Source organism: Streptomyces sp. NPDC057253, assembly GCF_042669125.1.
GTDB lineage: Bacteria > Actinomycetota > Actinomycetes > Streptomycetales > Streptomycetaceae > Streptomyces.
In genome coordinates this window covers 1-23,430 of sequence record NZ_JBHUXV010000134.1, presented here as the reverse complement: position 1 = coordinate 23,430, position 23,430 = coordinate 1, and the positions used below count along the sequence as shown (strand labels likewise).

Here is a 23,430-nt window from a genome sequence, read left to right as displayed (position 1 = left end):
GGGCAAGGACGGACCGCGCACGGTCACTTGACGAACGGCCCGAACGGCGGGCCGTACCGCCAGGCAGGGTCGTCCGGGCAGGTCGTCCGGGCAGGTCGTCCGGTCAGGTCGTACGGTCAGGCGGCGAAGCGCTTGAACGCCGCCCGGGTGCCCGAGCCGGCGATGCCGTCGATCTCGCCCGTGTATCCGTAGCTGTCCTTCAGCAGACGCTGCAGCGCCTTGATGGTGTTGGGGCCGGGGTCCCCGTCGATGTCGCCGGTGTAGCCCCAGTACGTGGCGAGGCAGCGCTGGAAGGCCTTCCAGCTGTTGGTGCCCAGCTGACCGTCGATGGCGCCGTTGTAGCCCCAGCTGTACGCGAGGAAGTCCTGGACGTTCTTCGCCTCGGCCGTGGTCAGGCCGAAGTTCTGCGTGGCGGCCACGGCGGCGGGCTGGGCGACGGCCGTCGTCCGCGCGGTGGTCGCGGTCGCCGCGAAGCCGGTGCCCGCGGTCGCCACGGTGCCGGCGGCCAGGCCGACGACGGCGGTGAGGCCGACGATGATCCTGCCCAGAGCGTTCGGTCGCATACGTTCCTCTTTCGGTTGGGGGGTCGGCACCTGCTCCCGCCGAGCGGGTCAGGTGGCGAGACCAAAGGTGGAGGGCGGAAGGGGATGACCGCCACGCCCCGGGCACAGGTGGCGTTCTTCTGGGACGAGAGCCCTGCTGACCTGCGAGGACGACGCCCGCTGGGACGGTCATGTGGGACACCTGTGACAGATGTGATGCGTTCATGCAGAATGCGCAGCAGCGGTGGGGACCGCTGTTCACGCGCCTGACCACGCTGACGACCGCTTTTGGGGGAAACATGCCGCGCTCCAAGACCCTGCCCGCGGAACTCGACCCCAGCGCACGGCAGTTGATGGCCGACCTGCGCCGGCTCAAGGACCACAGCGAGCTGACGATGCGTCAGCTCGCGGCCAAGACCGGGTACAGCGCCAAGTCCTGGGAGCGGTATCTGGGGGGTGCCTCGCTGCCGCCGCGCGAGGCGGTGGAGGCGCTGGCCCGGATCTCCGGCACGGATCCCGTCCCCTTGCTCGCGTTGCGCGAGGTCGCGGCGGACACGTGGGACAGGCGTCGCGCGGGGGGACAGGCGCACACGGGGGGACAGGCGCATGCGCACACCGAGATGCCGGCCGCACCGAGCGCCTCCTCGCCCTCAGACACCGCCGAGGTCCCGTCCCCACGTCCCGCCGAGGTCCCGTCCTCGCGTCCCGCCGAGCCAACTCCCGGTCGAATCCCGCACCTTGCCCTCGCCGCGGGCGTCGCCGCCCTGGCCGTAGCCCTGTTGGCGGCGCTGCTTGTCATGCTGCGCCTGGAGGACGACGTCACCCCGGCGGCCATCACCGCTCCGCCCCGCAGCACCGCCCCCTCCCCACCGCCCACCTACACCTGCCGCATCGCCCGAGTCGACGGCCGCTGGTCGGCCGGCATCAACAAGGGCCGCACCACCGAGATCGGCTACGGCGACACCGGCGCCGATGTCGCCGAGGCGCAGTGTCTGCTGCGCCGGGCGGGCATCTCACCCGGCGGGATCGACGGCATGTTCGGCCCGCTGACCCTGCGGGCGGTCAAGGCGTTCCAGCAGCGCGCGGGTCTCACCGTCGACGGCATGCTGGGTCCGCACACCTGGAAGGCGTTGCGGGGATGACAGCCGGTCCCGCCTCCCCGCCGGGTGCCCGACTGGCCGCCGTACTGCGGGAGTTGCGGCAGCGCACCGGGCTCAGCCTCACGCAGCTCGCGAACGCGAGCACGTACAGCAGGTCGTCCTGGGAGCGTTACCTCAACGGCAAGAGCCTGCCACCGCGCAGCGCGGTCAAGGAGCTGTGCCACCTCGCCGACGAGCCGGCCGACCACGCGTTGGCCCTCCTGGACATCGCCCGCACGAACCGGACGCAAGACGCACCGCCGGCGCGGGGGACACACATTCGAGAGCGTCCGGCCACCGGGACGGACACCCCGCCTCCGGCCTCCGACGCCGCGCCGGGCGCGACAGCCCCGGGCGTCAGCGTCCCGCCGCCCCAGGCACCCTTACCCACCACCGGCCCGACCGGTCGCCGGCGCGCACACGTCGTCACCGCCCTGGCGTCGGCCTGTGCTGTCGTCATCGGGGCACTCGTGCTTCTCAACCTTCCCCCGGCCCACGGCAGGCAGGCGGGCTCGCCGTCCCCCTCGCCCTCTGCGGCCACCGGGCCGCTGTGCCGCCGTACGGCCTGTCAGAACAGGGACCCGATCACGACGCGATGCGGCGCCGAGCCGCTGACCCTCGCCGAGCACGAGACCGCCACGGGCGCCTGGGTCCAGATCCGCTACAGCCGGGAATGCGGGGCGAGTTGGGCCCGGATGTGGGGGGCTGTCGTGGGCGACCGCGTGGAGATCACGACCCGGGGCCGCCACGGCTCCCACCACAGCGCCCAGGTGAGCAACCGCAAAGAGGCGGACACCTATGTCCACACCCTCATGAGCGTGGTCGGCTCCGGAGCGTCCGTGCGGGCGTGTTTCAGCCCCGCGGGCGGCGGCGCGAAGGAGTGCGTCACCGCCCCCGCAGGGTGAGCGGGGTGTGTTTCAGGAACCGGCGCCCGGTGTGATGCGCAGCCTGATGGTGCGGGCTTCCGGGCGCAGCACGAACTCCGGCCACACGTCCGGCCCGCAGGCCCGGGAGCCGAGTCCGTGCTGGACCGCGTCGATGATCAGGTGACTCGTGGTCGACTCCGGGAGCTCGAAGGGATGGGCGGCCCGGGCGATCTGCTGGGGCGTGTGGCGGCCGAGGGTGAAGCCGGGGCGCCGCCCGCGGGTGTCGGGGAGGGCCGTGAACCGCAGGACCTCGGTGGCGCCGCTGGTGAGCGTGAGGCGGCGCAGCTGAGAACGGTGGCCGGTCTCCTGGGGGCGCGCGTAGGGGACCGAGAGGTCGCGGACCGAGGAGGAGAAGCGGCCGGTGCGGGCCGCGCGAAGGCTGTCGGGGTAGGACTCCAGGGGGCCCAGACCGAACCAGTCCGCGCCGTCGACGGGTGCCGTCCCGTCGGGCAGCTCGAAGTGCACCCCGATCCGCGGCCACACCGACCGCCAGCCGCGCGAGGGCTCGATGTCCACGCGCAGTTCGAGTTCACCGTCCTCGATCGACCAGACGGACTCGACGGTCACCGAGAGGGCGGAGTCCGCGGCGGAGACCCGGTCGACCGTGCGCAGGGCGTCCGTGGCCTGCTCGACGCCGAGGCGCCGCGTGGTCAACCGGTCCAGGCCGTCGCGGCGCCAGGTGTCGGCGCTGGACACCCCGAGGACGCTGTTGTCGCTGCCCTCCAGCCGGTCGGCCTCGCCCTCGTCGTTGTCGGTGGGCGCACGGAACAGCTCCAGGCGCGGCCCGGTCACGGGGCGCCCGGCGAGGCGGGTGAGGGAGCCGCCGGTGAACTCGGCGATGCCGAGCGTGAGCGTTCCCTCGCCGGGCCCCCAGTCGCGCCGGGACCGGGCGGCGGGCACCGGTCGCCGTACCGAGCGGTCGAGTTGGGCGGTGGCGATCTCGTGTCCCTGCGGTGCCCAGGCGGTCGCCACCGCCAGCACGGCCTCGACGGTCAGCCAGGTCTCGCCGTCCGGGGCCACCGCGACCGGCGGCAGCGGCACCCGCCCCGACTCGCCCGCCGCGAGGACCGGGGCGTCCCACTGCCCTTCGGCCACGAGGTCTCCGTCATGCTCGACACGCCAGCGAAAGCGCAGGTCGGAGGTGTCCGCCGAGTGCCGGAGGTTGGTGATCTCCAGCTTGTCGCCGTCGAAGGCGAAGCGGATCGGCTGCACGACCGCCTTGAACTCGTACAGGCTCGGCGTCGGCACGTCGTCGCTGAGCACCATTCCGTCCATCACGAAGTTGCCGTCGTGCACGACCTCGCCGAAATCACCGCCGTAGGCGTGGTACGGCGTCCCGTCCGGGGCCGTGGCCAGGATGCCGTGGTCGCGCCACTCCCACACGAAGCCGCCGTGCAGCCGCGGGAACCGGTGGACCAGTTCCTCGTACTGGTCGAGGGCGCCTGGACCGTTGCCCATCGCGTGGGCGTACTCGCAGAGCAGGAACGGCTTGGTGCGCTGCCGGGCGCCCTGTGCGGGGGTGCAGCCGAGCAGCGGTGCGACGGAGCCGTCGGTGCCGATCTCCTCGGTCTCGGGGACCGTCGGGTACATGCGCGAATAGACGTCGGTGTAGTCGCCGGTGTAGTCACCTTCGTAGTGCACGGGACGCTCGGGGTCGCGGGCGTGCACCCAGGCCGACATGGCGGCGAGGTTGGCGCCGGTCCCGGCCTCGTTGCCGAGTGACCAGATCACGACACCGGGATGGTTCTTGTCCCGCTCGACGGTGCGCTCGACACGGTCCAGAAAGGCCGCGCGCCAGGCCGGGTCGTCGCTCGGGTTGCCGGCCCAGTCGCCCTTCTCGAAGCCGTGGGTCTCCAGGTCGCATTCGAGGATGACCCAGAAGCCGAGTTCGTCGGCGAGGTCGAGCAGCCGGGGATGCGGGGGGTAGTGGCTGGTGCGGATGGCGTTCACGTTGAACCGCTTCATCCGGGCCAGGTCCGCGCGGGCGTGCTCCTCGTCGAAGACCCGGCCGCGCTCGGGGTGGGCCTCGTGCCGGTTCACTCCGTGGAAGACGACACGGCGGCCGTTGACCAGGAACCGGTCGCCGCGGATCTCGACCGTGCGGAAGCCCACCCGCAGGGCGATGCTCTCCGCGGCCGAGGACACGGTGACGTCGTACAGGCGGGGCCGCTCCGCCGACCAGGGCTCGACGCCCGCGATGTCGAGGGGGGTCACGTCCGCCGGGGAGGCCCAGAGCCGTTCGACGCCGAGTTCGGGGATGCGCAGGGTGATGGGGAAGGCGGCCGCGTCGGCGGTGATCTCCGGGTCGATACGGCCGTTCCCGTGGTCGTATCCGGTGCGCAGCCAGACGTCCTCGACGCCCCCGGCCGGGCGGGCGAGCAGGGTGACGTCCCGGAAGATGCCCGGCAGCCACCACTGGTCCTGGTCCTCCAGGTAGCTGGCGGCCGACCACTGGTGCACCCGTACGGCCACGACGTTGCCGCCCGGTCGCACCGCGGACGTCACGTCGAACTCGTGGGCCAGCCTGCTGCCACTGGCGCTGCCGATCTCGACGCCGTTCACCCAGACCTTGAACAGCGACTCGACCCCGTCGAACCGCAGCACGACCCGTTCGGCGTCCGCCCAGTCCTCGGGGAGGTCGAAGCGGCGGCGGTAGTCGCCGGTGGGGTTCTCGTCGGGCACGTGCGGCGGGTCGATCGGGAACGGGTACTGGACGTTCGTGTAGATCGGCCGGCCGTAGGCGCCGTCGCCTTCCAGCACCCAGTGCGCGGGCACCGGCATGCTGTCCCACTCCCGGTCGTCGAAGCCCTCGGCGGCGAAGTCCTCGACCACGGCCGTCGTGGGCGACAGACGGAACTGCCAGGGGCCGTTCAGCGACAGGGAGGGGGCGTCGGAGTGCAGCCAGGAACGGGCCGGACGCAGGGCGCCCCGCCACGGTGCGGTGTCCGACACGTACGAGGAGAACTGGGAGGGCACGGGCTCACAACCTTGTCGGTCAACGGGTACCGTGAGCGCTCACGGGAGCGGTAACGGAAGGCGTTGGGAGTGTCAGGCGCGGCCGGGCGGAATGTCAAGGTTCAGGGTGTCGGGGCAGGCGCCGGACGGGTCCGGGGTGGTGCTGGGACGGGGCATACTCGGTGTCCCTGCGGCGCGGGTGCGTCGGTGATGAGGCGGAGGTGAGTGATGGCGGCGGCGGAGGGCGGACCCCGCAGGGTGACGATCGACGACGTGGCCGAGGCTGCCGGGGTGTCCCGGCAGACCGTGTCACGGGCGCTGAACGACAAGGGCGAGATCGGCGTCGCCACCAAGCAGCGCGTCCTCGACGCCGCACAGGCGCTGGGATACCGGCCGAGCCGGTTCGCCCGGGGGCTGGTCCGTCAGGACACCTTCAGCGTCGGCCTGGTGATCCCCGATCTGCTCAACCCGTTCTTCACCGAGGTCGCCGCCGCCGCGCTGGAGGCGGCGCGGGTGCTCGGTTGGCACGTGGTGGTGTACGACACCGGCGACCGCGTCGACGAGGAGCGGAGCACGCTGGAGGTGATCGCCTCGCAGGTGGACGCGGTCGTGGGCTATCTGAGCCTGCCGGAGGACGAGATCGTCAGGCTGACCCGGGGGCTGCCCGTGGTGCTCATCGACCGCAAGCACCGCACCGAGTGGTTCAGTTCGATCCTGATCGACGGGGAGGCGGGCGTCCATGCGGCGATCCGGCACCTCAGCCGGGCGGGCCACCGGCACATCGGCATGCTGGACCTCGCGGAACGCTCCGAGCCGAGCGTCCGGCACGACTGGTTCGAGGGGGCGATGACCGCGTGCGGACTGGACGCCACCGCGGTGGCCCGCGCCGACCAGAGCGTGGAGGGCGGGGAACGCGCCCTTCAGGAACTCCTCGCCCAACACCCCGAGCTGACCGCCGTGTTCATGTTCAACGACATCATCGCCATCGGGGGCCTGCGCGCGGCACGCCGGCTCGGACGCAAGGTCCCCGAGGACCTGGCGGTGGTCGGCTTCGACGGCCTCCGCCTGGGGACACTGGTCGAGCCACCGCTCACCACGGTGGCCCTGGACACGCGGGGTCTCGGCGCACTGGCCGTGGAGGAGGCGGCCCGACTCCTGACCGGGAGCGGCCCCAGGCGCACGGACGTACTGACGGTGGGGGCGGAGCTGCGGCTGCGGGGGTCGGCGTAGAGGCGTCCTGAAGCGGTCGTTGTCGGACCAGCCGGCTCAGCCGCGTTCCTGTACGAGTTTCACGAGGTGACCCTCGGGATCGTGCAGCCAGGAAAAGTGAAGGCGTCCGTCCGGAGAGTCGGTCGGACTCTTCAGTGACTCGCCGCCCGCATCGAGTGCCGTCCGATGCACCGCGTCGACGTCGTCGCACCACAACACGACCTCGGTGTTCTGTCCGGGCGTCGTGGCGATGCCGAAGAGCTCGCTGCCCACCCGAGCCGAACTGAACCCGATCCGGACGCCGGCCGCCTCCACCTCGACCTGGTGGGGCTCACCGTCGGAGGGGAAGCGGAACTTCTCCGGCATCCCCAGGCTCCGGAAGAACGCCGCACAGCGCTCCACGTCCTCGCACCACAGGTTCACCTGCACAGCCCCGAACGTCACCATGCCCGTACGCTACCCACCCGGCCGCCGGTTCCCGCCGGCTCACAGGAGCGTCGCCACGCGGACCAGGTCGGCGACGGCACGGAGGCCGCTGTGCGGCGGCCAGGCGATCACCGTTGTGACCGGCGGGGCGTCGAGGACCCGCACCGCGGCGAGGTCCCTTCGCAGGTCGGCGCCGGCCGACTCCGGAATGACCACAGTCGTACGACCGAGTGCGATCAGCTGGAAGAGCTGTGTCAGGTTCCGTACCTCCGCGCCCGGCCCTTCGGGGTACTCGCCGCCGGGACCGGGCCAGCGGGCCATCGGGAGTTCCGGCAGCGCGGTGACGTCGGCCATCCGGACCTGGGAGCGCAGGGCGAGCGGGTGCGAGGCCGGCAGGATCGCGACCTGCCCCTCGGTGCGGAGGGTCTCGGTGTCGAGCCCGGCTGCCGAGTCGAAGGGCAGGTGCAGCAGCGCCACGTCGGCCTGCCCCTCCCGCAGCAGCTGCCGATGCTGGTGCGCCTCGCAGACCAGCAGATCGACGGTGGCCGCGCCGGGCTCCGCGGCGTAGGCGTCTAGCAGTTTCGTCAGCAGCTCGCCACCGGTGCCGGATTTGACGGCGAGAACGACGCTGGGGTGTGCCTCGGCGGCCCGCTGGGTACGCCGCTCGGCCGCGGCCACCGCGCTGAGGATCTCGCGTGCTTCGGCGAGCAACACGGCTCCGGCCGCCGTGAGCGTGACCTTACGGCTGGTGCGCTCCAGCAGCGCGATTCCGAGCCGCCGCTCAAGCCGGCTGATTGTGCGGGACAGCGGCGGCTGGGCGATCCCAAGACGCTGGGCGGCCTTCCCGAAGTGCAACTCCTCGGCGACGGCGACGAAGCACCGCAGCTCGCGTATCTCCATGGGTCCAGGCTAAGACGGCAGGAGCTGATCGATGTCGTTCGGGTATCGCTGCACTACCGAGAGGGTGTTGGTGCTCGGCTGGGGCGCAGGCATGCTCGTTTTCATGAGCGAGAAGACGATCGCGCTGGTCACTGGCGCGAACAAGGGAATCGGGTTTGAGATCGCGGCCGGGCTGGGGGCGCGGGGGTGGAGTGTCGGGGTCGGTGCCCGGGACGGGCGGCGGCGTCAGGACGCTGTGGCCAAGTTGCGTGCGGGTGGTGCTGATGCGTTCGGCGTGCCTCTGGACGTGACCGATGCCGGGAGCGTGGCCTCCGCGGTCCAGCTGATCGAGGAACGGGCTGGACGGCTGGACGTGTTGGTCAACAACGCCGGTGTGGCCGGTGGTTGGCCGGAGGAACCGACGAGCATCGACCTCGGGACCGTGCGGCGGCTGCTGGAGACCAACGTCCTCGGCGTCATCAGGGTCACCAACGCGATGCTGCCCCTGCTGCTCCGCTCGGCGCACCCGCGGATCGTCAACCAGTCCAGCCACGTCGGCTCCCTGACCCTGCAGACCACGCCCGGCGTGGACCTCGGGGGGATCAGCGGGGCGTACGCGCCGACGAAGACGTACCTCAACGCCGTCACCATCCAGTACGCCAAGGAGCTGAGCGGCACCAACGTCCTGATCAACAACGCCTGCCCCGGTTACGTGGCCACCGACCTCAACGGGTTCAGCGGGACGCAGACCCCCGAGCAGGGCGCGGCGATCGCCGTCCGGCTGGCGACCTTGCCGGACGACGGCCCGACCGGCCAGCAGTTCGACGACAGCGGCGTCGTGCCCTGGTGACCTGACCTGACCGACCGCCCGGCGCTCACGCCCGCTGTCGCTCCTCCCGCTGCCGGACCAGCTCCTCGACCGCGCTCGGCAGGGTCGTCTCGAAGTCGATCAGTTTCGCCCAGGTCGGCGTGACGACGATCCGGACCATGCCGTCGTGATAGAGGGACCGCACTTCCGCCTCCCACTCGACGCGTTGCTCGGCGGTCATCTCGTAGCTGCTGGTCGGCTGGAGGTACTCGTCCGGGATGCCGTCGACGAAGTCCAGTTCGGCCCGGCCCCGGATGAGCAGGATCCTGGGCGGGTGCACCTCGGTGTCGATGGTCAGGGCGACCGCCGGGTTCGCGCGCAGGGCCGCGAGCTTCGGGGCGTTCTTCGTGGTGCACAGGACGATCTCCGAGCCGTTCCAGGTGAAGGCGATCGGGACGTTGCGGGGTGTGCCGTCCTCGGCGACGTAGGCCAGGCGGGTCACGTCGCGAGCCAGCAGGTCCTGACTGAGGGGCCGGTTCAGAACCTCGGTGATCTCGTTCGCTTCCATGGTCGGTCCTCCCGTCGTGGCCATTCCTGTACCTGGGACGGAGTCAGGGCCGCGTTCTCGACATCCGGGCCACGACGAGCTCCCGGGAGTCGCGTCTTTCATGGGCCGTCCGGGCTCCAGGTCGGGCGGCGACGCGGGGGCCCGGCGAGGATCAGCTGTTCGATGCCGGCGTACCGTTCGCGTGCGCGGCGGGCGCTGCGGCGTCCGCTCAGGAGGGTGAACAGCCAGCCGCAGGTGAAGCCAACCGGAACCGAGACCAGGGCCGTCGTGGTGAAGGGGAACCAGTTCAGGTCGGCCTCCGGGAAGGCCGAGGCGGGGGATCCGGAGACGAGCCGGGTGCCCGACATCAGGACCAGCACGGCGAGCGAGCCGCCGATCAGTGTGCCGAGCAGCCCGGCCTTGCTGAAGCGCCGCCAGAACAGCGAGTAGACCAGCGCGGGCGCGATGGCGGAGGCGCCCATGCAGAAGGAGAGGGTCGCCAGCGGCTGGAGGCTGCGGTGCTGGGCGAGCGCGGCCAGCAGCACCACGGGGATGCCGACGATCAGCGCGCAGGCCCGCGCGAGGGTCATCTCCCGCAGCGCGGACATGCCGCTGTTCCGGGAGGCGACGACATCGTGCGCCAGGGAGTTGGCGCAGGCGAGCGTCATCCCGGCGACGGACGCCAGGAGGGTCAGGAAGATCGCCGTGGTGACGGTGCTGAACACCAGGCTCTCGGTGCGTGAGACGTCGGCCCCGAACACGGCCCGCGCGCCCAGCAGATAGGCGGTGCTGCCGTGCGGGTCGGCGGCCGTGATCCGCTCCCGGCCGAGCAGTGCCGTGGCGCCGAGTCCGATGACGGTGATGAGCAGCATGAACAGGGCGACCGAGGACACCGCCCACGACATCGTGCGCCGCACCTGGCGGGCGTTGCCCGCGGTGTACATGCGCATGGTCACGTGGGGCAGGCAGGCACCGCCGAGCACGATGGCGACCTGCGTGCTGATCATGTCGAGTGCGGGATGCGGCCCGTCCGAGAACTGGAGGCCGTACTGGAGGAACGCCTGGCCGGTGCCGCTGCGCTGCGCCGCCGTGTCGACCATCGTGCCCGGGTGCCAGCCGAAGGAGGCGAGGATGAGCGCGGCGACCACGAGTCCGGACCCGAGCAGGATCACCGTCTTGATGATCTGGATCAGCGCGGTCCCCCGCATCCCGCCCAGAGCGGCATAACTGATCATCAGGACTCCCGCGCCGACGATGCAGCCGGTCTGCATGGCGCGGTCCGAGAAGCCCAGGATGAACGCCAACAGCTGTCCCACGCCCGCCAGTTGCACGATCATCATCGGGATCAGCGACAGCAGGGTCACCGCGCACGCGGTGATGCGCACGGCCCGCCCCGGGACCCGCCGGCTCAGCGCGTCGCCCATCGTGAACCGGCCGGTGTTGTGCAGGGGTTCGGCGAGCAGGAACATCAGCAGGAGCAGCGACAGCAGCGTGCTCAGGGCCAGGACCACCCCGTCGAAGCCGCACAGGGCGATGACCCCGCCGATGGTGAGCACGGTCGCGGCGGAGATGTAGTCGCCGGCGACCGCGAGACCGTTGCGCAGCGGGGAGAGGGTTTTGTAGCCGGTGTAGAACTCCTCCAGGTCGTCGCGGTCGGGGCCGGTCAGGACGCACAGCAGGAGCGTGAGGGTGACGACGCTGCAGAAGGCGACCAGGGACCAGGACTGCGCGGAGCCGCCGAGGTCGGTCATCGCCGGGGCCGCCCGTCCCCGTCGGCCGGGCGGGCGTACCGGCTGACCCTGCGGGCCAGCGGGTCGACGAAGCGCCGGGCCGAGTACTCGAAGAGCAGGACGGCCAGCCAGGTGACGGGGATCTGTACGACGGCGAGGAGCAGGCCGGTGGGGAGCCCGCCGGGGGCCGGGCGGGCCATGAGGGCGGGGGCCTTGACGGTCAGGGTGAGGAAGACGGCGAAGTAGCCGAGGGCGACGAGGGTGGCCACCCGCCGCTGCCACCGGCAGGCGCGGCGCAGGACGCGCAGGGCGCGGTGGTAACTGGACCACGAACGCTGACGGGCCCCGCTGCCCGGGCGCCCCGCGACCGTCGCCGGGGACGGCGGCCGGAGAGCGGAGGGGGAGGGGACCCGTCCGTCGTGCCGGTGCGGCAGGGCTAATTCCGAGCGGTCGTAGGACATCCCAAAACTCCTAGCGCGCTGGGTCCTTGAGTCACGGACCGCAAGAAGGTGGGGGAGGCGGAGGCGGTTCGGGTCACCGCACGTTATGCGGGTGTCCGGGGGGTGGATGGGTGTTCCGTTGAACTTTCTGCGGGCAGCCGCTCGGGCAGGCCGGTCCGGACGGGGGCCCGTGGTGGGGGTGAGGCGAGTGAGCCGCGAGTGCCCTGTGGGGTCCCGGTCCTTCGCATTCGACCGTCCGTACGTCGTACACCAGTCCCAGTCGGCGTTGGCTGCTCGGCTGGAGGGGGATCGGTCGTCGGGATGACGGCCGGTACGTCGGATGCCGCAGTGGGGTGCCGTCCAATGAGGGGGTGGTACTGCTGGCATATGCCTTGCGAGTATCGAGCCGTCCGAACGTGCCCCGGTGCACGCCTCTGTGCACGCTTCGGGGACGAGCCTCTGACGACGGCGGCCGGCGCCTTTTGGCATCGGCAAGTCTGAAGCGGCGACGAGGGCAGGATTCGAACCTGCGTCCACCCGGAATCAGAGCCGGGCGCTCCTCCGCAGAGCTTCCTCGTCGCCACCGCGATCATTGCGCCAACTGCCTTCCGGGACAACTGATTTGTTCGGCGGGACCCCCCTCACAACCACTCCTCGGCGGCCGCCCGCTTCTGCTTGCCGGAGAAGACCCCCGCCGACCGGAGCGCCCCGGCCATGAGCGGGTCGGCGACGGCGACCCCATGGACCAGCTCGGGCGTCCGCCGGAAGGCCACGGCCTCGGCCACCGGCCTCGGAGCGGTCCAGGCGCCGCGGACCGGGTCCACCCGATGACGGGCGCAGACCGTTTCGACGAGCGAGCGGGGGCACTGCTCCTCACCCCGGAGCACTTCCCAGGGCAGCGGAAGCTCCGCCCAGACGTAGGTGTCGGGGTGCAGCCCGCCGCCGCTCATGCGGTGCCAGTACGCCACGTCGGCGGCCATCAGCCGGGGCACCTTGCCGGGACAGAACCGGTCCAGGACCTCGTCCTGACCCAGTTCGGTCAGCACCGCGAACCAATGGGCACGGGCGGTGTTCCAGGCCTGCGCGGCCTGGTTCCACGTCGACGAGTCGTCGCCGGGGCGCACGATCATGGTGTGGCGTTCCAGCGGATGCCGGTTCCAGGCGTCCTCCAGGAGGTCGGCGACCTGGCGGAGGAATCCGCTCCACCGGACGAGCAGGCGAGTGAGGTCCTCGTCGGAGACCTGGGCCAGCACCTCGGCTGTGGGGTGCACATGCGCGATCGCGTACCAGCAGGCCCGCTCGGCCGTCAGCCGGGCGAACAGGGCCTGGGCGACCTCGTCGTAGACCTGACGCTGCCGGCCGTTGGTGAAGATGCTGCGCATGTGGCCGCGCGCCGTGATGTAGGCGATGAAGGCCGCCGTGTCCGCATCCCTGGCGAACAACTCGTACGGCAGGGCGTGCGCGAGGGCGCCCTTGCCGGTCATGACCACTTCGCGCCGGCGCTGCTCGTGGACGAGCCGCGCCAGCTTGGCCTCCATCCGGCGCAGGAGCCGGAAACGCTTGTTGTACTGGCGCTTCGAGATTCCGCCGAGGCCCGCCGCCGTCCGCTCGGCCCGGTCGAGGCGATCCATGCCGAAGTCGTTCTGCCCGTACGAGCGGCCGATCTCCTCGCCCGCTCTTCGGATCACCGCCTCGATCCGGGCCGGATCGTCCCCGGCGTCGCCCGCAAGCTCCGGCATGGTCGTGAAGAGGCTTGCCGCTCGGGCGAGTTGGCACTGTGCGCCGACCGGACGGGCGAACTCCTCGCGCATGGAGGTGTAGCCGTGCCAGAGATTGCGCAACGAGTGCTCGGCGGCCTTCGCGAGCGCCGCGTCGGTCGCCGCGTCGAGGGTCGTGCCCTGGGCGGCGTACATGTCCTGGATCAGCCGGGCCACGTCCTCCGGACGCTTGCGCAGGGTGAGCGAGGCGTGCAGTTCTCGGAGGATCTGTTCGGTTGTGGGCGACGGCATGGACATCACTGTGTCAGCACAACTTCCGTTCCTCCACCGGTTATCCGCGTGCGCGGCCGGTCAGTGCCGCGCTCGGATGCTGTCGATGATGCGGGTCCAGTTGTCGCCGCCGTGGCCGTTCTCGATGGCTCGCCGGTAGTGGGACTGCACGGCCAGGGGAAGCGCGAGGTCCAGGCCCAGTGACGCGCTGGTCTCGACGATGTGGTCGGACGTCGCGCCCATCATGGTGACGGTGCTGAGGTCGCCGGGATGCTCTCCCGCATCGAGCGCGACGCCGGGTCTCCGCTCGCCCGCCCTGAGGATGCCGCCGATCGAGTCGGTGAAGGAGAGCAGCTCCGGCAGCGCTTCCGATGCCTTCAGCCCTGCCGTGCCCAGCATCGCGGTGGCATGCATCAGCGCCGACAAACTGGTGAGGAACACGGCGAGTTGGGCCTGGTACATCATCTGCGCGAGGCCGGGGTCATCGCCCAGGTATCTCGGTGTGCCGAGCAGCGCCAGCACCGCCCGGTGGGTTTCCATCACCTGCTCGCGGCCGCTGTAGTAGACGTGGGACGCCTCGGTGCCCACCATCGGCGCGGGCACCATGACCCCTCCGGTGAGGAAGCCGGCGCCGTGGCCCGCCGCCCAGGTCGCCGCCTCGCGGGAGCGGTCCGGTGTGTCCGAGCTCAGGTTGACCAGTGTGCGACCGGCGAGCGATGCGGTGGCGTCGCCGAGGATGTCGTACATCGCCCGGTAGTCGGTGAGGCTGAGGATCACGAGCTCACTCGCCTCGACCGCCTCACCGGGTGTCGCGGCGAGAGTCGCCCCGTCCTTGATGACGCCCTCGGCCCGGCCGGGGGTGCGGTTCCAGACGGTGACGGGATGGCCGGCGGTGAGAAGGGTGCGGACCATGGCCTGGCCCATCGGGCCCAGCCCGAGCACGGTGACGGCGCTGGTCGGACTGCTGGTGGAGTTCGGTTGTTCGATCACTCCTCCATGCTCGGAGAGTGCCGCTACGGTCGGAAGTACCCACTATTTTCTGCGGTACTTACCTTTCAGTAAGGGGTTCAGTGATGGCCAAGGCACCGAGACGCGGACCCTACGTCTGCGGCATCGACGCCGGACTCGACGTGGTGAGCGGGAAGTGGAAGGGGCTGATCCTCTGGGAACTCGAAGCCCACGGCATACGTCGCTTCGCCGAACTCCGGCGCGGCTTACCGGGAGTGAGCGAGAAGATGCTGACGCAGCACCTGCGCGAGATGGAGGAGGACGGACTTGTCCACCGGGTGGTGTACGCCGAGGTGCCGCCGCGCGTGGAGTACTCCCTCACGGAGCACGGGCACACGCTCAACAAGGCGCTGGAGCCGCTCGGTGCGTGGGGGGTCGAGCGGATACGCCGGGAAGCCCCCGAAGCGGCCGACGTGGCCGAGGCCTCACACCCCTAGGCCACGCAGCAGCCGGCGCCGGTTCAGTTCTCGTACGTGTGGAACCCCCGCCCGCTCTTGCGGCCCAGATGACCCGCGGCGACCATCCGGCGCAGCAGGGCCGGCGGGGCGTACAGCGGCTCCTTGTACTCCTCGTACATCGACTCGGCCACGGCCTGGGCGGTGTCCAGGCCGATGAGGTCGAGCAGGCGCAGTGGCCCCATGGGATGGGCGCATCCGAGTTCCATCCCGCGGTCGATGTCGTCCGGCCGCGCGGAGCCCGACTCCACCATCCGCACCGCGCTGAGCAGGTAGGGCACGAGGAGGGCGTTGACGACGAAGCCGGAGCGGTCGGGCGCCTGGACGGCCTCCTTGCCCAGCTGCCCGGCGAAGTCGCGGGTGCGCCGCAGTGTCTCGGCGTCGGTGACGAGGGCGGGAATGACCTCGACCAGCCGTTGCACGGGCACGGGGTTGAAGAAGTGCAGGCCGATGACCCGTTCGGGCCGCTCGGTGACGACGGCCAGGTCGACCACCGGAATCGAGGAGGTGTTGGTGGCCAGGACCGCCGTCGGGTCCTCGACCGCCTTGTCCAGGTCGCGCAGGACCCCGGTCTTGATGTCGCGGTTCTCGGCGACGGCCTCGACGACGAACTGACGGTCGGCCATCTCACCGAGGTCCACGGTGAACGACAGCCGGGCGAGGGCCTGGTCGCGCTGCTCCGCGGTGAGCTTGCCGTGCCGTAGGCCCCGGTCGAGGGAGGCGGTGACGCGGCGGCGGCCCGCCTCGGCCGCGTCCGGCGTGGATTCGGCGACACGTACGTCGATGCCGTGGCGGGCGGCGACTTCGGCGATGCCGGAGCCCATGAGGCCGCAGCCGACGACGCCGAGACGGGTGACGGGGTGCATCCGGGGCCCGTCCTTTCTGGTGAGCGAGGGGTGAGGGTGAGGGGCGTCAGAGGTCGAGGACGAGGCGGGGCCCGCACGAGCGGGAGACGCAGATGAGCATGGTGTCGCCGGCGGCCCGCTCGTCCTCGGTGAGCAGCGAGTCGCGGTGGTCGGGCGTGCCCTCCAGCACATCCGTCTCGCAGGTGCCGCACGTGCCTTCCCGGCAGGAGAAGTCGACGTCGACGCCGGCCTCCTCCACGGTTTCCAGCACCGAACGGTCCGGCCGCACGGTGAGGGTGAGCCCGGAACGGGCGAGTTCCAGCTCGAAGGCCGTGGTCGTGGCCGCGTCCCCGTCGGCCGTCGGGACCGGGGCGAAGCGTTCCACGCCCAGCGTGCCGGGCGGCCAGCCCGCGCACTGTTCCTGCACCGCCCGCAGCAGGGGTTCGGGACCGCAGGCGTGCACCAGGGTGCCCTCCTTGGGTACGCCGAGGTGGGTGGCCAGGTCCAGCAGGCCGTACTCGTCCTGGGGGCGGACGAGGACGCGGTCGCCGTGCGGGGCGAGGCGGTCCAGGAAGGCCATGGAGGTCCGGGTGCGGCCGCCGTAGAGCAGGCTCCAGTCGGCCCCCGCGGCCTCGGCCGCCTCGACCATGGGAAGGATGGGGGTGATCCCGACGCCGCCCGCGATGAACAGATGGCGGGCGGCGGCCCGCAGCGGGAAGTTGTTGCGCGGACCGCGCACCCGCACTGCGGCGCCTTCGTGCAGCCGGTCGTGGACGTGTGCGGAGCCGCCGCGGCCCTGCGGTTCCCGCAGCACCGCGATCTGCCAGGTGTCACGGTCGGCCGGGTTGCCGCACAGGGAGTACTGACGGACCAGGTCACCCGCTTCACCGTCCAGGAGGACGTCGATGTGGGCGCCCGGCGTCCAGGCGGGGAGCAGGCCGCCGTCGGGGCGGCGCAGGGTGAGGCAGACCACGCCGTCGGCCACGAGGGTGCGGGCGGCCACCGTCAGGGGGAGTTGGTCGTTCATGGTGAGTGCGCTCCGGTCTCAGGTCCGCGTCGGCACGTGCAGCAGCAGTGCGTCGCCCTGGCCGCCGCCCCCGCACAGGGCCGCCGCTCCGCTGCCGCCGCCGCGCCGCCGCAGCTCCAGGGCGAGGGTCAGGACGAGGCGGGTTCCGGTCATGCCGACCGGGTGTCCGAGCGCGATCGCGCCGCCGTTGACGTTCACCTTGTCCACGGGGACGTCCAGCTCCCTTACGGAGGCCAGGGCCACTCCGGCGAACGCCTCGTTGATCTCGAACAGGTCCAGGTCGGCCGCCTTGAGCCGGCCGTCCCGGTCGAGGGCGTCGCGGACCGCGCCCGCCGGTTGGACGAGCAGGGAGGGGTTGGGGCCCGCGACCGTGCCGTAGGCGCCGATCTCGGCGAGCGGTGTCAGGCCCTCCCGGCGGGCGCGCTCGGCGCTCATGACGACTACGGCGGCGGCCCCGTCGGAGAGTTGGGAGGAGTTGCCGGCGGTGACGGTGCCCGTGCCGGAGAAGGCCGGTCGCAGCCGCCCCAGGGACTCGGCGGTGCTGTCCGGCCGTACGCCCTCGTCGGCGTCCACGACCGTCTCGCCCCGGCGTCCGGGCACCGTGACGGGGGCGATCTCCTGCGACAGCGCGCCCGACTGCCGTGCGTGGGCGGCTCGTTGGTGGGACAGCGCGCTGTACTCGTCCTGTTCCTGCCGGGTCAGGGCGAAGGGCTGCTGGTACCGCTCGGTGGCCGCACCCATGGAGATGCCGTCGAAGGCGCACACGAGGGCGTCGCGGTCCAGGGCGTCCTCCACCGCGGAGGGGCCGTACTTCCAGCCGGCGCGTGATCCGCGCAGCAGGTGCGGGGCGCCGGACATGGACTCCATGCCGCCCGCGACGACCACCTGGTGACGGCCGGAGGCGATCATGAGGTCGGCCAGCGCGATGGCGTGCAGCCCGGACGGACAGAGCTTGTTGACGGTGCTCGCCGGGACGGAGAAGGGGATCCCGGCGCGGACCGCGGCCTGCCGGGCCGGGTTGGGGCCCGCCCCGGCCTGCACCACATGCCCCATGACGACGGACTGCACGGACTGCGGGTCCACGTGGGCGGCGGTCAGTGCCGCGCGGATGGCATGGGCCCCGAGATCGACCGCGGACAGGGTGCTCAGGGCGCCCATCAGCTTGCCGATGGGGGTTCTCGCGCCGGCGACGATGACGGATCCGGGCATGGCCGGGACCTCCTGGGGTGGGAGCGGGTTCAGGCGACCGGGTCGGCGGCGCGCTCGGCGATCATGTGGGCCGTCTCGTTCACCGAGTGCAGGACGACCCGGCCGCCGGGCATGCGCCGCACCCGGCTGACGGAGGTGTAGCCGGGGTGGAACCAGAACATCGTCGGCAGGCCGAGCACCGTCGCCAGATAGGTGTTGGTGATGCCGCCGTGGCACACCGCCGCGACCCGCCCGCCGGGATGGGCGTCGAGGATGGTGTCCATCGCGCGCACCGCCCGCCCCCGGAACGCCTCCCAGTCGAGGTCGGGGACGAAGTCCTCGAAGCGTCCCTCGGCGAGCGCCGCCGCCCGGGGATCGCCCGTGCCGATCTGCTCCGGCGGGGTGTAGGGCTGGGAGACGTCCGTGTCCCACTCGCGCAGGTCGTCGAGGACGGTCGCGGTCATGCCCGTGAGACGTTCCAGCGGTGCCGCGGTCTCGCGGGCCCGCCGGAACGGGCTGACGTACAGGGCGTCCAGGTCCTCGTGGCCGAGCCACGCGGCGAGGCGTTCGGCCTGGGCGGTGCCCTCGGGGGACAGCCCCGGGTCGAACACTCCGGCCACGGGCAGGCCGTGCCGGACGAGAAGGAGTTCGGTCATGAGGGGTCCTTGTGTACGCGCACAGGTGGTCCTTGCGTGCTCGGGGAGGCGGCTCAGCCGGCGATGGTCCGTTCCGAGCTCCAGTAGGGGCGGCGCATCGCGCGCTTGTCGAGCTTGCCCATCGCGTTGCGCAGCAGCTCAGGGACGATCTCGTACGACTTCGGGCACTTGTAGGCGGCGAGGCGCTCGCGGCAGAACCGGTCCAGCTCCTCGGCGGTCGGCTCCTCGCCCGCGGCCACGACCAGCGCCCGCAGTGCCTCGCCGAAGTCGGGGTCGGGCACGCCGATCACGGCGAGTTCGGCGACCGACGGGTGCTGCCGCAGGACGGCCTCGCTCTCGGCCGGGTACAGGTTCACCCCGCCGGAGACCACGACGTCGGCGGCCCGGTCGGTGATGAAGATGTAGCCGTCGGCGTCGACGTAGCCGATGTCGCCGAGGGTGAAGACGCCGGGGGAGAGGTAGGCGGCCTTGGTCTTGTCCGGGTCGGCGTGGTAGCGGACGCCCTGGTCCTCGGGTGCCCGGAAGGCCAGCAACCCGCGTTCACCGGACGGCAGTTGAAGGCCGTCGTCGTCTGTGACCAGGACCTCGAACGGGGGCCGGACCCGGCCGACCGAGCCCGGGTGGGCCAGCCACTCGGCACTGCTGATGCGGGCCACCGTCCCCGCCTCGCTGGCGCCGTACGACTCCGTCAGCACCGGTCCGAACCAGTCGATCATGGCGCGCTTCACGTCGGGCGGGCATGCGGAGCCTGTGTGGGAGACCTGCCGCAGGCTGGAGACGTCGTAGCGGGAGCGGATGTCGTCCGGGAGGGCGAGCAGCCGCTGGAAGTGGGTGGGGACCATCACCGTCGAGGTGACCCGCCACTTCTGCACCCGGCTGAGGAAGGTCTCCGGGTCGTAGCGGCCGAGGACGACCACCGGCTCACCGGCCGCGAGGTGGCGCAGCGAGGTCAGGGGCGCGTTGTGCTGGAGGGGGCCGCACACCAGGTGGGGGCCGGGCGGGAAGCCGGGCCGGGCGGACATCGCGGCGAGGTAGGCGGCGCTGTCGGCGACCGGGGTGCCGACCCAGCGCACCTCGGTGCCGCGGGCGCGGCCGGTGGTTCCGGAGGTGTAGACGAGCGGGGGACGGGCGGGCCGGTCCGTGGGGAGGGCGCGGCCGACGGGGGCGGCGGTGAGCCACAGGTCCCAGTCGAAGGAGTGGCCGGCCGCCGGGGTTCCGTGCGTCACGACCGGCAGGCCCAGTTCCCGGGCCGCGTCGAGGGCGGCACCGGCGCCCACCGGCCCGGCGACGATCCCGGTCACGCCCGCGTCGATGATCTGGTCGACCAGTTCTCCCGAGGTGAGGTTGCGGGAGGTGGCGACGGTCCCCACTCCGGCGCGCAGTCCCGCGAGATGCGCCACCAGGGTCGGGATCGCGTTGTCGCCGAGGACGGCGATCCGGTCGTCCGGTCCGGGGGCGCACTCCAGCAGCCGGGCCGCCGCCCGCGCCACCTGGTCCGCGAGGCCGGACCAGGTGAGCACGCCCAGGTCGTCCGCCAGGGCGGGCTCATGGGGTGTCTCCTGGGCGCGGCGGTCGAGTGGCAGCAGCGACATGGCTCCTCCGGCGGCTCCTCGGTCCTCTCCCGATGCCGACGGGAGAGAGGGATGCTGAGACTGTAGCGTTTATCAAGAAAGTACGGAACACTCTGATCCCGGACGAAGCCATTCCCGCATGTTCCCACCGCGAGGACGACGTGCGGCACGCTCGCCGTTACTCAATCTGTCGTCTGGTAAGTAGTCGAGGAGGAGCCATGTCCCAGCCCGATCCGGACGCATGGCGCCGGCAGGTCCGGCAGTGGCTGGCCACCGTGCTGGAACCGGCGCGCGAGCCGGAGTCCGCCGGGGCCGACGCCGACCTCGCCGTGTTCCACAACCTCCCGCAGGACGAGGAACGCCTGCTGCTGGAGCGCTGCCGCGCCTACCAGCGGGCCCGCTTCGACGCCGGCTACCAGGCGCTGACACTCCCCGCCGACAAGGGCGGCGCCGGACTGACCGCCACTCACGTGGCGGTCTTCGCCGAGGAGGAGTCCGCGTTCGAGGTGCCGCCGTCCACCGAGCTGATCAGCGTCACCGTGCGCCTGGTCGCGATGGCCGTCTCCCTGTTCGGGACGGACGAGCAACGCCAGGAGCACGCACGCGCGTTCCTGCGCACCGACCGGCTCGCCTGCCAGCTCTTCAGCGAACCCGGCGCGGGATCCGACCTCGCGGCCCTGCGCACCCGTGCCCGCCAGGACGGCGACGCGTGGGTGATCGACGGCCAGAAGGTGTGGACCTCGGGCGCCCAGTTCGCCGACTACGGCCTGCTGCTCGCCCGCACCGACCCGGACGTCGTCAAACAGGCCGGCATCACCGCCTTCCTGGTCCCGATGGACGCCCCCGGAGTGGAGGTGCGCCCCATCCGGCAGATGAGCGGCGGCGCCTCCTTCAACGAGGTCTTCCTCAGCGGCGTACGCGTCCCGGACGCACTGCGCATCGGGCGGCCGGGCCAGGGCTGGGAGGTCGCCACCACCACCCTCGCCTTCGAACGGACCGCCTCCGGCAGCGGCAACCGCCGCAAGGGCGGCACCTTTTCCGACGTCCTTGCGCTCGCCCGCTCCCTCGGCCGGACCAGCGACCCCCTGGCCCGCCAGCTCCTCGCCGACCTGTACGTGCGTGCCGCCCTGCGCGCGGCCACCGTCGACCGGGTCGCCCGCACCAGCGCAGCCGGTGGCCGGCCCGGTCCCGAGGCCTCCCTGACCAAGCTCATGGCCTCCGAACTGCTCACCCGCACCGGCCAGGTCGCCGCCGAGCTCATGGGCGCACGCATCAGCGCCGACACCGGCGAGCCGGGCACCTTCGCCTGGACCCAGCACCTGCTCGGCGCCCCCGGCTACCGGCTCGCCGGAGGCACCGACCAGATCCAGCGCAACCTGATCGGCGAACGCGTGCTGAAGCTGCCGCCGGAACCGCGCACGGACCGGGCGCCGTTCTCGCAGCTTCCCGGCAACTGAGAGCGGCAACCAAGAGACCTCCCACAGGCTTTCTCACAAAGGAGTGACGACCATGGATCTGGGACTGACAGGCGCGAAGGCGCTGGTGACCGGTGCGAGCCGGGGCATCGGCCGGGCGATCGCCGCCACCCTGGCCGCCGAGGGCTGCGCCCTGGCCCTGTGCGCACGCGGCGAGGAAGGGCTCGCCAAGGCGGCCGCCGAACTGCGCGCCGACGGCGCCACGGTGTTCGCAGAACCGGTCGACGTCACCGACCCGGCCGCCCTCGCGGCCTTCGTGGAGCGCGCGGCCGGTGAACTCGGCGGCCTGGACCTGCTGGTGTCCAACGTGTCGGCGGGCAACGTCAAGGGCCCCACGTCCTGGGAGGACAGCCTGCGCGGCGACCTCATCCCCTTCGCCGGCCTGGTCGAGGCGGCCCTTCCCCACCTGGAGGCATCCGACCGAGCCGCCGTCGTCGCCATCGGCACCACCAACGCCTCCGACACCGCGCGCCCGGCCGGAGCGAACTCGTACTCCGCGCTCAAGGCGGCCGTCGTCCAGCACGCCTCGGCCCTCGCGCACTCCCTCGCCCCCAAGGGCATCCGCGTCAACACCGTCTCGCCCGGCCCCATCGACTTCCCCGGCGGCGCCTGGGAGACCATCCGCACCAGCCGCCCGGAGGTGTACGAGGAGGTCCTCGCCAAGCTGCCGATCGGCCGCTACGGCACCGCCGAGGACGTGGCCGCCGCGGTGGCGTTCCTGCTCGGGCGGACCGGCTCCTTCTGCGTCGGCGTCAACCTCGTGGTGGACGGCGGGCTGCTGACCCGCGTCCAGTACTGACCCGTGGCGGGCCCGGCCGGCCGCCTGGACGCCGTACTGGTCTGCGGCGGCCGCTGGCACGACTTCGACCACGCCCGGCTCAGGCTGCTCGAACTGCTCGCCGAGCAGCCTCGGGTGCGCACCACGGTGTACCAGGACTACGACTGCGAGGGCGCCCTCGACCGGGCGGACCTGCTGATCACCTACACCTGCGACGTCCGGCCCCGACCGGCGCAGCGGGCCGCGCTGGCCCGGTTCGTCGAGCGGGGCGGGCGCTGGCTGGCCCTGCACGGCACCAACGCGGTGATCGAGCCGTCCAACGGTGCCGGGCCACGGGAGTTCACGACCCCGCGGCTCCTCGGAGACCTGGCGCGGGTGCTCGGCAGCCAGTTCCTGGCCCACCCGCCGATCGAGCCGTACGAGGTGAAGGTGACCCGGCCCGACCATCCCCTGGTCGCCGGGATCGGGCCGTTCACCGTCACGGATGAGCTGTACGTGTGCGAACTGCACGGCGAGCTCGAGGTGTTGCTGCACGCCGAATACACGGGACCGTGCCGCGGCTTCGCCGAAGGTGACACGGCGGCTCGTGACAGCGCGCCCCGACCGGTGCTGTACCTCAAGCCGCACGGCCGCGGCGAGGTCTGCTACTTCACCCTCGGCCACTGCCGGGGCCGCTATGACATGCAGGACCTCGGCGTGGACGACACCGGGCGGGTGGACGTGGGGCCGTGGGAGACGGCCGAGTTCCTGACGGTGCTGCGGCGGTGTGTGCGACGGATGGCGGACATGCCGTAGGGGGCCGACACGCGCCGGCCCCCTACGGCACCGGGCTCAGCCG

At 71.9% G+C, this 23,430-nt stretch carries 22 protein-coding genes and 1 tRNA gene; 8 read left to right on the top strand and 15 right to left on the bottom strand.

Annotated elements, in window-relative coordinates; genetic code table 11:
- Positions 1 to 116: 116 nt before the first annotated feature.
- Positions 117 to 563 (bottom strand): peptidoglycan-binding protein, encoded by a 447-nt coding sequence (locus ACFULQ_RS41605; RefSeq protein WP_383554843.1) that lies wholly within the window; start codon positions 561 to 563, stop codon positions 117 to 119.
- A gap of 278 nt (positions 564 to 841) precedes the next feature.
- On the opposite strand from ACFULQ_RS41605, the gene ACFULQ_RS41600 reads away from it, so the two are divergent.
- Both ACFULQ_RS41600 and ACFULQ_RS41595 read left to right on the top strand, forming a co-directional pair.
- Positions 842 to 1,684: a peptidoglycan-binding protein gene (locus tag ACFULQ_RS41600; protein WP_383554849.1), complete on the top strand. Its 843-nt coding sequence runs from the start codon at positions 842 to 844 to the stop codon at positions 1,682 to 1,684.
- A complete protein-coding gene (locus tag ACFULQ_RS41595; protein ID WP_383554841.1) occupies positions 1,681 to 2,586 on the top strand; it encodes a helix-turn-helix domain-containing protein in 906 nt (301 codons plus the stop codon). The genes ACFULQ_RS41600 and ACFULQ_RS41595 overlap by 4 nt, the downstream gene beginning before the upstream one ends.
- 12 nt (positions 2,587 to 2,598) lie before the next feature.
- Here ACFULQ_RS41595 and ACFULQ_RS41590 read toward each other — a convergent pair whose 3' ends face one another.
- Positions 2,599 to 5,583, bottom strand: coding sequence for a glycoside hydrolase family 2 TIM barrel-domain containing protein (locus ACFULQ_RS41590; protein WP_383554838.1), 2,985 nt, complete (start codon positions 5,581 to 5,583; stop codon positions 2,599 to 2,601).
- Between the two features lie 207 nt (positions 5,584 to 5,790).
- On the opposite strand from ACFULQ_RS41590, the gene ACFULQ_RS41585 reads away from it, so the two are divergent.
- Entirely contained in the window at positions 5,791 to 6,792 is a 1,002-nt protein-coding gene (locus tag ACFULQ_RS41585) for a LacI family DNA-binding transcriptional regulator (protein WP_383554835.1), read from the top strand.
- A gap of 36 nt (positions 6,793 to 6,828) precedes the next feature.
- On the opposite strand, the gene ACFULQ_RS41580 is transcribed toward ACFULQ_RS41585, so the two are convergent.
- Positions 6,829 to 7,218: a VOC family protein gene (locus tag ACFULQ_RS41580; RefSeq protein ID WP_383554833.1), complete on the bottom strand. Its 390-nt coding sequence runs from the start codon at positions 7,216 to 7,218 to the stop codon at positions 6,829 to 6,831.
- A 39-nt stretch (positions 7,219 to 7,257) separates the two neighbouring features.
- The gene (locus ACFULQ_RS41575; protein ID WP_383554831.1) at positions 7,258 to 8,097 is read right to left on the bottom strand and encodes a LysR family transcriptional regulator; all 840 of its coding nucleotides are present in this window, start codon (positions 8,095 to 8,097) and stop codon (positions 7,258 to 7,260) included.
- Between the two features lie 91 nt (positions 8,098 to 8,188).
- Between ACFULQ_RS41575 and ACFULQ_RS41570 the strand changes: the two genes are divergently transcribed.
- Positions 8,189 to 8,926, top strand: coding sequence for an SDR family oxidoreductase (locus ACFULQ_RS41570; protein WP_383554846.1), 738 nt, complete (start codon positions 8,189 to 8,191; stop codon positions 8,924 to 8,926).
- A 25-nt stretch (positions 8,927 to 8,951) separates the two neighbouring features.
- Here ACFULQ_RS41570 and ACFULQ_RS41565 read toward each other — a convergent pair whose 3' ends face one another.
- From ACFULQ_RS41565 to ACFULQ_RS41540, 6 genes are all read right to left on the bottom strand, one after another.
- Positions 8,952 to 9,452: a pyridoxamine 5'-phosphate oxidase family protein gene (locus tag ACFULQ_RS41565; RefSeq protein WP_383554829.1), complete on the bottom strand. Its 501-nt coding sequence runs from the start codon at positions 9,450 to 9,452 to the stop codon at positions 8,952 to 8,954.
- A 98-nt stretch (positions 9,453 to 9,550) separates the two neighbouring features.
- A complete protein-coding gene (locus ACFULQ_RS41560; protein WP_383554827.1) occupies positions 9,551 to 11,182 on the bottom strand; it encodes a cation acetate symporter in 1,632 nt (543 codons plus the stop codon).
- Positions 11,179 to 11,622: a DUF485 domain-containing protein gene (locus ACFULQ_RS41555; protein WP_383554824.1), complete on the bottom strand. Its 444-nt coding sequence runs from the start codon at positions 11,620 to 11,622 to the stop codon at positions 11,179 to 11,181. The genes ACFULQ_RS41560 and ACFULQ_RS41555 overlap by 4 nt, the downstream gene beginning before the upstream one ends.
- Positions 11,623 to 12,107: 485 nt before the next feature.
- A tRNA-Gln gene (locus ACFULQ_RS41550) sits at positions 12,108 to 12,180 on the bottom strand.
- A 62-nt stretch (positions 12,181 to 12,242) separates the two neighbouring features.
- Positions 12,243 to 13,610: a hypothetical protein gene (locus ACFULQ_RS41545; RefSeq protein ID WP_383554822.1), complete on the bottom strand. Its 1,368-nt coding sequence runs from the start codon at positions 13,608 to 13,610 to the stop codon at positions 12,243 to 12,245.
- A gap of 60 nt (positions 13,611 to 13,670) precedes the next feature.
- Positions 13,671 to 14,579, bottom strand: a complete 909-nt coding sequence (locus ACFULQ_RS41540) for an NAD(P)-dependent oxidoreductase (RefSeq protein WP_383554819.1) — start codon at positions 14,577 to 14,579, stop codon at positions 13,671 to 13,673.
- 83 nt (positions 14,580 to 14,662) lie between these two features.
- On the opposite strand from ACFULQ_RS41540, the gene ACFULQ_RS41535 reads away from it, so the two are divergent.
- A complete protein-coding gene (locus tag ACFULQ_RS41535) occupies positions 14,663 to 15,034 on the top strand; it encodes a winged helix-turn-helix transcriptional regulator (RefSeq protein WP_383554816.1) in 372 nt (123 codons plus the stop codon).
- A gap of 23 nt (positions 15,035 to 15,057) precedes the next feature.
- Here the strand turns inward: ACFULQ_RS41535 and ACFULQ_RS41530 are convergent, their stop codons facing one another.
- Genes ACFULQ_RS41530 through ACFULQ_RS41510 form a run of 5 tightly spaced genes read right to left on the bottom strand, consistent with a single transcriptional unit; the run spans position 15,058 to position 20,360 of the window.
- Positions 15,058 to 15,918, bottom strand: a complete 861-nt coding sequence (locus tag ACFULQ_RS41530) for a 3-hydroxybutyryl-CoA dehydrogenase (RefSeq protein WP_383554813.1) — start codon at positions 15,916 to 15,918, stop codon at positions 15,058 to 15,060.
- Positions 15,919 to 15,964: 46 nt separating this feature from the next.
- The gene (locus ACFULQ_RS41525) at positions 15,965 to 16,924 is read right to left on the bottom strand and encodes a PDR/VanB family oxidoreductase (protein ID WP_383554810.1); all 960 of its coding nucleotides are present in this window, start codon (positions 16,922 to 16,924) and stop codon (positions 15,965 to 15,967) included.
- A gap of 18 nt (positions 16,925 to 16,942) precedes the next feature.
- A complete protein-coding gene (locus tag ACFULQ_RS41520; protein ID WP_383554807.1) occupies positions 16,943 to 18,133 on the bottom strand; it encodes an acetyl-CoA C-acyltransferase in 1,191 nt (396 codons plus the stop codon).
- Positions 18,134 to 18,162: 29 nt separating this feature from the next.
- Positions 18,163 to 18,768, bottom strand: a complete 606-nt coding sequence (locus tag ACFULQ_RS41515; RefSeq protein WP_383554803.1) for a histidine phosphatase family protein — start codon at positions 18,766 to 18,768, stop codon at positions 18,163 to 18,165.
- Positions 18,769 to 18,821: 53 nt separating this feature from the next.
- Complete coding sequence (locus ACFULQ_RS41510) at positions 18,822 to 20,360, bottom strand: AMP-binding protein (RefSeq protein ID WP_383554800.1); 1,539 nt, start codon at positions 20,358 to 20,360, stop codon at positions 18,822 to 18,824.
- Positions 20,361 to 20,557: 197 nt separating this feature from the next.
- Here ACFULQ_RS41510 and ACFULQ_RS41505 point away from each other — a divergent pair, with 197 nt between their 5' ends.
- From ACFULQ_RS41505 to ACFULQ_RS41495, 3 genes are read left to right on the top strand one after another with little or no spacing between them, the layout of a single operon-like run.
- A complete protein-coding gene (locus ACFULQ_RS41505; protein WP_383554797.1) occupies positions 20,558 to 21,796 on the top strand; it encodes an acyl-CoA dehydrogenase family protein in 1,239 nt (412 codons plus the stop codon).
- 52 nt (positions 21,797 to 21,848) lie between these two features.
- Positions 21,849 to 22,613, top strand: a complete 765-nt coding sequence (locus tag ACFULQ_RS41500; protein WP_383554794.1) for an SDR family NAD(P)-dependent oxidoreductase — start codon at positions 21,849 to 21,851, stop codon at positions 22,611 to 22,613.
- Between the two features lie 3 nt (positions 22,614 to 22,616).
- Positions 22,617 to 23,387 (top strand): ThuA domain-containing protein, encoded by a 771-nt coding sequence (locus tag ACFULQ_RS41495; protein ID WP_383554792.1) that lies wholly within the window; start codon positions 22,617 to 22,619, stop codon positions 23,385 to 23,387.
- Positions 23,388 to 23,430: the final 43 nt, after the last annotated feature.

What these genes read in the sequence shown, in the direction of transcription:
- ACFULQ_RS41570 (WP_383554846.1), top strand. Translation starts at nt 8,189, where the DNA reads ATGCTCGTTTTCATGAGCGAGAAGACGATCGCGCTGGTCACTGGCGCG.
- ACFULQ_RS41505 (WP_383554797.1), top strand. Translation starts at nt 20,558, where the DNA reads ATGTCCCAGCCCGATCCGGACGCATGGCGCCGGCAGGTCCGGCAGTGG.
- ACFULQ_RS41545 (WP_383554822.1), bottom strand. Translation starts at nt 13,610, where the DNA reads ATGCCGTCGCCCACAACCGAACAGATCCTCCGAGAACTGCACGCCTCG.
- ACFULQ_RS41560 (WP_383554827.1), bottom strand. Translation starts at nt 11,182, where the DNA reads ATGACCGACCTCGGCGGCTCCGCGCAGTCCTGGTCCCTGGTCGCCTTC.
- ACFULQ_RS41515 (WP_383554803.1), bottom strand. Translation starts at nt 18,768, where the DNA reads ATGACCGAACTCCTTCTCGTCCGGCACGGCCTGCCCGTGGCCGGAGTG.
- ACFULQ_RS41595 (WP_383554841.1), top strand. Translation starts at nt 1,681, where the DNA reads ATGACAGCCGGTCCCGCCTCCCCGCCGGGTGCCCGACTGGCCGCCGTA.
- ACFULQ_RS41575 (WP_383554831.1), bottom strand. Translation starts at nt 8,097, where the DNA reads ATGGAGATACGCGAGCTGCGGTGCTTCGTCGCCGTCGCCGAGGAGTTG.
- ACFULQ_RS41525 (WP_383554810.1), bottom strand. Translation starts at nt 16,924, where the DNA reads ATGAACGACCAACTCCCCCTGACGGTGGCCGCCCGCACCCTCGTGGCC.
- ACFULQ_RS41510 (WP_383554800.1), bottom strand. Translation starts at nt 20,360, where the DNA reads ATGTCGCTGCTGCCACTCGACCGCCGCGCCCAGGAGACACCCCATGAG.
- ACFULQ_RS41520 (WP_383554807.1), bottom strand. Translation starts at nt 18,133, where the DNA reads ATGCCCGGATCCGTCATCGTCGCCGGCGCGAGAACCCCCATCGGCAAG.
- ACFULQ_RS41600 (WP_383554849.1), top strand. Translation starts at nt 842, where the DNA reads ATGCCGCGCTCCAAGACCCTGCCCGCGGAACTCGACCCCAGCGCACGG.
- ACFULQ_RS41605 (WP_383554843.1), bottom strand. Translation starts at nt 563, where the DNA reads ATGCGACCGAACGCTCTGGGCAGGATCATCGTCGGCCTCACCGCCGTC.
- ACFULQ_RS41535 (WP_383554816.1), top strand. Translation starts at nt 14,663, where the DNA reads ATGGCCAAGGCACCGAGACGCGGACCCTACGTCTGCGGCATCGACGCC.
- ACFULQ_RS41585 (WP_383554835.1), top strand. Translation starts at nt 5,791, where the DNA reads ATGGCGGCGGCGGAGGGCGGACCCCGCAGGGTGACGATCGACGACGTG.
- ACFULQ_RS41555 (WP_383554824.1), bottom strand. Translation starts at nt 11,622, where the DNA reads ATGTCCTACGACCGCTCGGAATTAGCCCTGCCGCACCGGCACGACGGA.
- ACFULQ_RS41500 (WP_383554794.1), top strand. Translation starts at nt 21,849, where the DNA reads ATGGATCTGGGACTGACAGGCGCGAAGGCGCTGGTGACCGGTGCGAGC.
- ACFULQ_RS41580 (WP_383554833.1), bottom strand. Translation starts at nt 7,218, where the DNA reads ATGGTGACGTTCGGGGCTGTGCAGGTGAACCTGTGGTGCGAGGACGTG.
- ACFULQ_RS41565 (WP_383554829.1), bottom strand. Translation starts at nt 9,452, where the DNA reads ATGGAAGCGAACGAGATCACCGAGGTTCTGAACCGGCCCCTCAGTCAG.
- ACFULQ_RS41530 (WP_383554813.1), bottom strand. Translation starts at nt 15,918, where the DNA reads ATGCACCCCGTCACCCGTCTCGGCGTCGTCGGCTGCGGCCTCATGGGC.